The organism is Endozoicomonas sp. (assembly GCF_051008435.1).
GTDB lineage: Bacteria > Pseudomonadota > Gammaproteobacteria > Pseudomonadales > Endozoicomonadaceae > Endozoicomonas_A.
The window spans coordinates 1-4363 of record NZ_JBPCXO010000368.1 but is presented as its reverse complement, the minus strand read 5'-3'; the positions used below and the strand labels follow the sequence as shown (position 1 = coordinate 4363).

Here is a 4363-nt window from a genome sequence, read left to right as displayed (position 1 = left end):
TTTGACATCCTCCCCGCCCTAAAGAACGGGGATTCCTACAGCTAGACGGTCATGCCCGACCGCAAGAATGTTTCTTGCTGCGTTTACGTCACGCAGATGTTCAGCTCCGCACTCTGAACAGACCCATTCTCTTATTCCAAGACCCGCCCTACCTTTCGGACTGCTGTTGGGTATCTTTCGACAGCACGAACAAGTCTGGGTGGAGTAAGCTTCGTTGACCACTTCAAAAACCACGCCTGCGTGATCGCATTTATATTCCAGCATGGTTTTCAGCATTCCCCATCCAGCATCCAAAGCCGATTTTGCTTTTTTGGTTTTGGTCATTGCCAGACTGGACACGTTGCCAACGAAAATCGCCGCATTCTCAATGACGAGCTTACGGCTGTACTGATGCAAGGCATCTTGCCTTCTGTTTTTGATTTTGGCGTGAATCGCCTTCACTCTTTTCTTGTTCTTGGCTCTCTGGGCAATACCCAGCTTTGCTTCAAGTGCTCTGTACTCACGACCTTTAACACCTTCACCGTTAGAGTCCGTTGCTGCTTCTTTACAACCAAGGTCAATGCCTACTGAGGATTCACCCTCTGTCGCTTCTGTATCCACATCTACGACAACATTGAAATACCAACGTCCACGAGCATCCTCGTTGAGGCTGGCCGAACGAAACTTATACCCACTCAATCCATAGGAATCCCAGACCGAGAAGTAATGGCCGTTATGAAACACCTGTCCATTCTTCCACTTGGATTGCCCGGTGTTGACTGGAATCCAGCCAAGTGACCGGCGGACACCGTTTGACTTGCGCCAGTTAAGTTTGGCTTTTTTAAACTGCTTCCGGCGTGTCACATATTCAGCGGCTATGCACTGCAATGACTGGCTGTGCAAGCCAAGCTCCTTACCTGCTCCTTTGGTGTACGGGTGTATGTCGTAGGCAGACAAAAACTTGCCACGCTCCTTGATGGAACGGGTACTGAGTTCGTTAATGTAGTTCCAGACAAAATTGACAGAGCGAGCCATGTTGTTAAGCAGTTTCACATGCTTGTCTTTTACCCGAACTTTCAGTGTTTTTGTCTTTTTCATGGCCTCAGTATACAATTGGTCCATGAGTAAAACAAACGAATATAGAACTGGCAGGCATTGTGTTTTCAAACTTCACTGTCATTTGGTCTTTGTAACAAAGTACCGGTACTGTGTGCTTGAAGGCTATATGTTCCCGGTGCTGAAAAGCCTGTTTGAGAAGGTCTGCTCTGACTTTGAGGCAGACTTGGTAGAGTTCAACGGGGAGGCCGACCACGTACACCTGCTGATCAATTACCCACCAAAGATAGCCCTGTCAAAACTGGTCAATAGCTTGAAAGGTGTATCCAGCAGAAAGCTGAAACTGCATCACCCTGAAGTGGCAAACCGGTATTACCGTTCGGCACTATGGAGTCCAAGTTATTTTGCTGCAAGCTGCGGTGGCGCTCCTATAGAAGTCATCAAACAGTACGTTCAGCAGCAGAGAACACCGCATTAGTCGGCTATCGCCGACGAGCTTACATCCCCGCACTCAAAGTACGGGGTTTTACGCTCAACCGATAATATCTTGAATCGTCTGGGATATAAGCTTCGTAAGGTTGAGAAAACAGGCTCCTCCCTGATTTTAGTGGGTGATTTAATCTATATTGAACACTTCAAGGCAAGGATGCCAACATGCGTGATGATGCCGACATGCGTGATGATGCCGACATGCGTGATAAAGAACTCTACTCCAAAATACTTGGCATTGAAACTCCATGGCATGTTGCCAACGTAGAGCTCTCCGTCACTGAAGGAAAAGTCGAAGTATTCCTTGAGCATGATGGCAAAAAACCTTCTAAATGCAGTGTTTGTGATAAACCCTCTCCGGGTTATGATCGGCGACAGAAGAAGTGGCGACACCTGGACACCTGCCAGTTTCAGACCCTCCTTATTGCCAATGTCCCGCGTACCCAATGTTCCGAGCACGGTGTAAAAACAATACAGGTTCCATGGGCTGAGCCGAACTCTGGATTTACGGCCTTGTTTGAAGCACTCGTTATAGACTGGCTGAAAGAAGCAACAACCCGTGCGGTTGCCCAACAAATGAAACTTAGCTGGAATGCTATTGATGGTATCCAGCAACGTGCAGTTGCCAGAGGCTTAGCACGAAGAGTACACGACGACCCCAAACGATTAGCGGTTGATGAAACCTCATTTCAGAAAAGACATGAGTATGTCACAGTGGTTACTGACCATGAAAAAGGCATCGTTTTACATGTAGCTGACAACCATAAAGCTGATAGCCTCAACGAGTACTTTGAAACCCTGACAACGGATCAAAAAGCCGGTATTGAATGTATCACTATGGATATGTGGAAGCCCTTCATCAAGGCGGTCTCATTGCATGTGCCAGAAGCGAGAGAGCGAATAGCATTCGACAAATTTCACGTCGCCCAGTACTTGGGTAATGCAGTCAACAAGGTTCGTATAGAAGAGCATAAAGCCCTTATGGCAACAGGGTCAGATTTACTCAAAGGAACCCGGTTTGACTGGTTAACAAACCCTGAAAACATGAGTGACGAAAAGTGGGAAGCGTTCGAGCCGTTGCGTGATTCAAAACTGAAAACAGCACGAGCCTGGGCTATCAGGGAAATGGCGATGACTCTGTGGGATTACACATCACGAGCGTGGGCTATCAAGGCTTGGAAGCGGTGGCTGATCTGGGCCCTGAGGTGTCGGCTTGAGCCTGTTCGCAAAGTAGCCAAAATGATCAGGGAGCACTTGTGGGGGATTATTAATGCAATAGTTCTGAAAGTCGACAATGGTCGTGCAGAAGCCATGAACGGAAAGATACAGCGACTAAAAGGTCGTGCCTACGGCTACAGAAACAGAGAAAGATTCAAAACGGCGATTTACTTTCATTGTGGTGGTCTTGATCTTTATCCAAGAGGGGTAATCCGATGAAATTCACCCACACAATCTGAGGTAGAGCCGTTAGCTTCACCTCCTCGGTATCCAATACTTGAATAAGTAGCTCTGTTATTTTTCCGATAGGAGAGTTTAAGGATGTATTGCACCATTCAGTTGCAGTTCTTTCTGAGTACCTGCTGTTTAATATGCGGGAATTATGCTGGAATATTTTAATAACCTGATTGAGTAGCCGCTGGAATGCTCTCGGGTAAGACGCTTTTAGCACACTTCCTTTGACATTGAACCAATCAGAAATGGTGTATATCAGTTCTTCAGATATATCTAAAGGGCAGTCAGATATAAGGTCTGCAATTTGACCAAGAGGCTGCTCTTCAGCATTTTCTCTGACATAATGCGATAAAAACTCGCACCAAGAATTTTCAGGGTATTTACCGTTTTTAGCAGATAAGTACAATGCAAAAAAGGCTAGCCAGCCATGCTTTCTGGCAAGCCCTGCAAAAGGCTTGTTGTCCTTTGTATGGTCATGACTGCGCCCATTTTGTTTTGTTGCTTCTGGAATGAGTTCAGATATTTTGAGTGACAGTAAATCATCATATTTATAGTCTGGTGAAATAGAGTAAAATTGCACTCCTGAACCTGCACTTAGCTTAATATTTTCAAGCTTCTGATCTGGGATGACAGCCTTCAGTTCTTCACACTGCTGCAAGCAGCTTTCAGACAATGAGCACTCTTGCTCTTTCAGCCAAAACAGACGATTCAGAGAACTTCTGGCTTTGTATCTGCGGACTGAATCATCATTCGAACCTTCATTGTCATATTTGGAATCACCTTGAAGAAGACGACTTTCCAGTTGCTCACGGCTGGAAGATGATAGCTCAATCCATCGTTTCGCAAGACTATGCATGAGGTCGCTTTCATGGCCACCACTCCAGAAAGATAAGTCGTCGAGGTTGCAGAAAATTTCATAAGCGCAGCTGGGAGAGGTCAGCTCTTTTTCGCTTGCAGCCCAGATGTTTAGACGGACGAAAATCGGGCTGTCAAAGCCCCAGGTAAGAACCTCTCTTTTAGCGGCATTGATGTCATGCTTTTTGAGCTTGTGGATCGTGTTTAAATACAGAGTCACATACGCTGATATTTCGTTCTGTGAGCGCCAAGATGAATTAGGCGTTGAGGAAACGATATGATATGGATATCAAAGTTGTGAAGCCTTTCATTTCCAATTTCTGCTTCCAGCTGAGATGCGAGCATTAGCTGTTGCTTTATAGCTCTTGCCGCTTTGATTAGGTATTCATTTGGTGTCACAACTTGGGGCCCTTTTACAGGTTGGCTGATCATTTTTGGGCCTCCTGCCTGATTTTTAGATAGAGATAATCAAGATCATTGTAACCACATGCCTTGTATATTATCCGCTTGATGACACCATTGAAGGCTTCGA

Annotated in this window: 5 protein-coding genes; 2 read left to right on the top strand and 3 right to left on the bottom strand. The window is 45.8% G+C overall.

Features of this window, described 5'->3' with window-relative positions; translation table 11 throughout:
• Positions 1 to 18: 18 nt before the first annotated feature.
• A complete protein-coding gene (locus ACR2PX_RS18455; RefSeq protein WP_434000830.1) occupies positions 19 to 1077 on the bottom strand; it encodes an RNA-guided endonuclease InsQ/TnpB family protein in 1059 nt (352 codons plus the stop codon).
• A 22-nt stretch (positions 1078 to 1099) separates the two neighbouring features.
• Between ACR2PX_RS18455 and tnpA the strand changes: the two genes are divergently transcribed.
• Together tnpA and ACR2PX_RS18445 are read left to right on the top strand one after the other, a co-directional pair.
• On the top strand, positions 1100 to 1513 hold the full coding sequence (tnpA, locus tag ACR2PX_RS18450; RefSeq protein ID WP_434000829.1) for an IS200/IS605 family transposase: 414 nt from the start codon (positions 1100 to 1102) through the stop codon (positions 1511 to 1513).
• Between the two features lie 176 nt (positions 1514 to 1689).
• Complete coding sequence (locus tag ACR2PX_RS18445; protein ID WP_434000828.1) at positions 1690 to 2961, top strand: ISL3 family transposase; 1272 nt, start codon at positions 1690 to 1692, stop codon at positions 2959 to 2961.
• Here the strand turns inward: ACR2PX_RS18445 and ACR2PX_RS18440 are convergent.
• Positions 2897 to 4051: a hypothetical protein gene (locus tag ACR2PX_RS18440; RefSeq protein WP_434000827.1), complete on the bottom strand. Its 1155-nt coding sequence runs from the start codon at positions 4049 to 4051 to the stop codon at positions 2897 to 2899. The genes ACR2PX_RS18445 and ACR2PX_RS18440 overlap by 65 nt on opposite strands.
• Positions 4048 to 4263, bottom strand: a complete 216-nt coding sequence (locus ACR2PX_RS18435; protein ID WP_434000826.1) for a hypothetical protein — start codon at positions 4261 to 4263, stop codon at positions 4048 to 4050. The genes ACR2PX_RS18440 and ACR2PX_RS18435 overlap by 4 nt, the downstream gene beginning before the upstream one ends.
• Between the last annotated feature and the right edge of the window lie 100 nt (positions 4264 to 4363).

What these genes read in the sequence shown, in the direction of transcription:
- ACR2PX_RS18455 (WP_434000830.1), bottom strand. Translation starts at nt 1,077, where the DNA reads ATGAAAAAGACAAAAACACTGAAAGTTCGGGTAAAAGACAAGCATGTG.
- tnpA (WP_434000829.1), top strand. Translation starts at nt 1,100, where the DNA reads ATGAGTAAAACAAACGAATATAGAACTGGCAGGCATTGTGTTTTCAAA.
- ACR2PX_RS18445 (WP_434000828.1), top strand. Translation starts at nt 1,690, where the DNA reads ATGCGTGATGATGCCGACATGCGTGATGATGCCGACATGCGTGATAAA.
- ACR2PX_RS18435 (WP_434000826.1), bottom strand. Translation starts at nt 4,263, where the DNA reads ATGATCAGCCAACCTGTAAAAGGGCCCCAAGTTGTGACACCAAATGAA.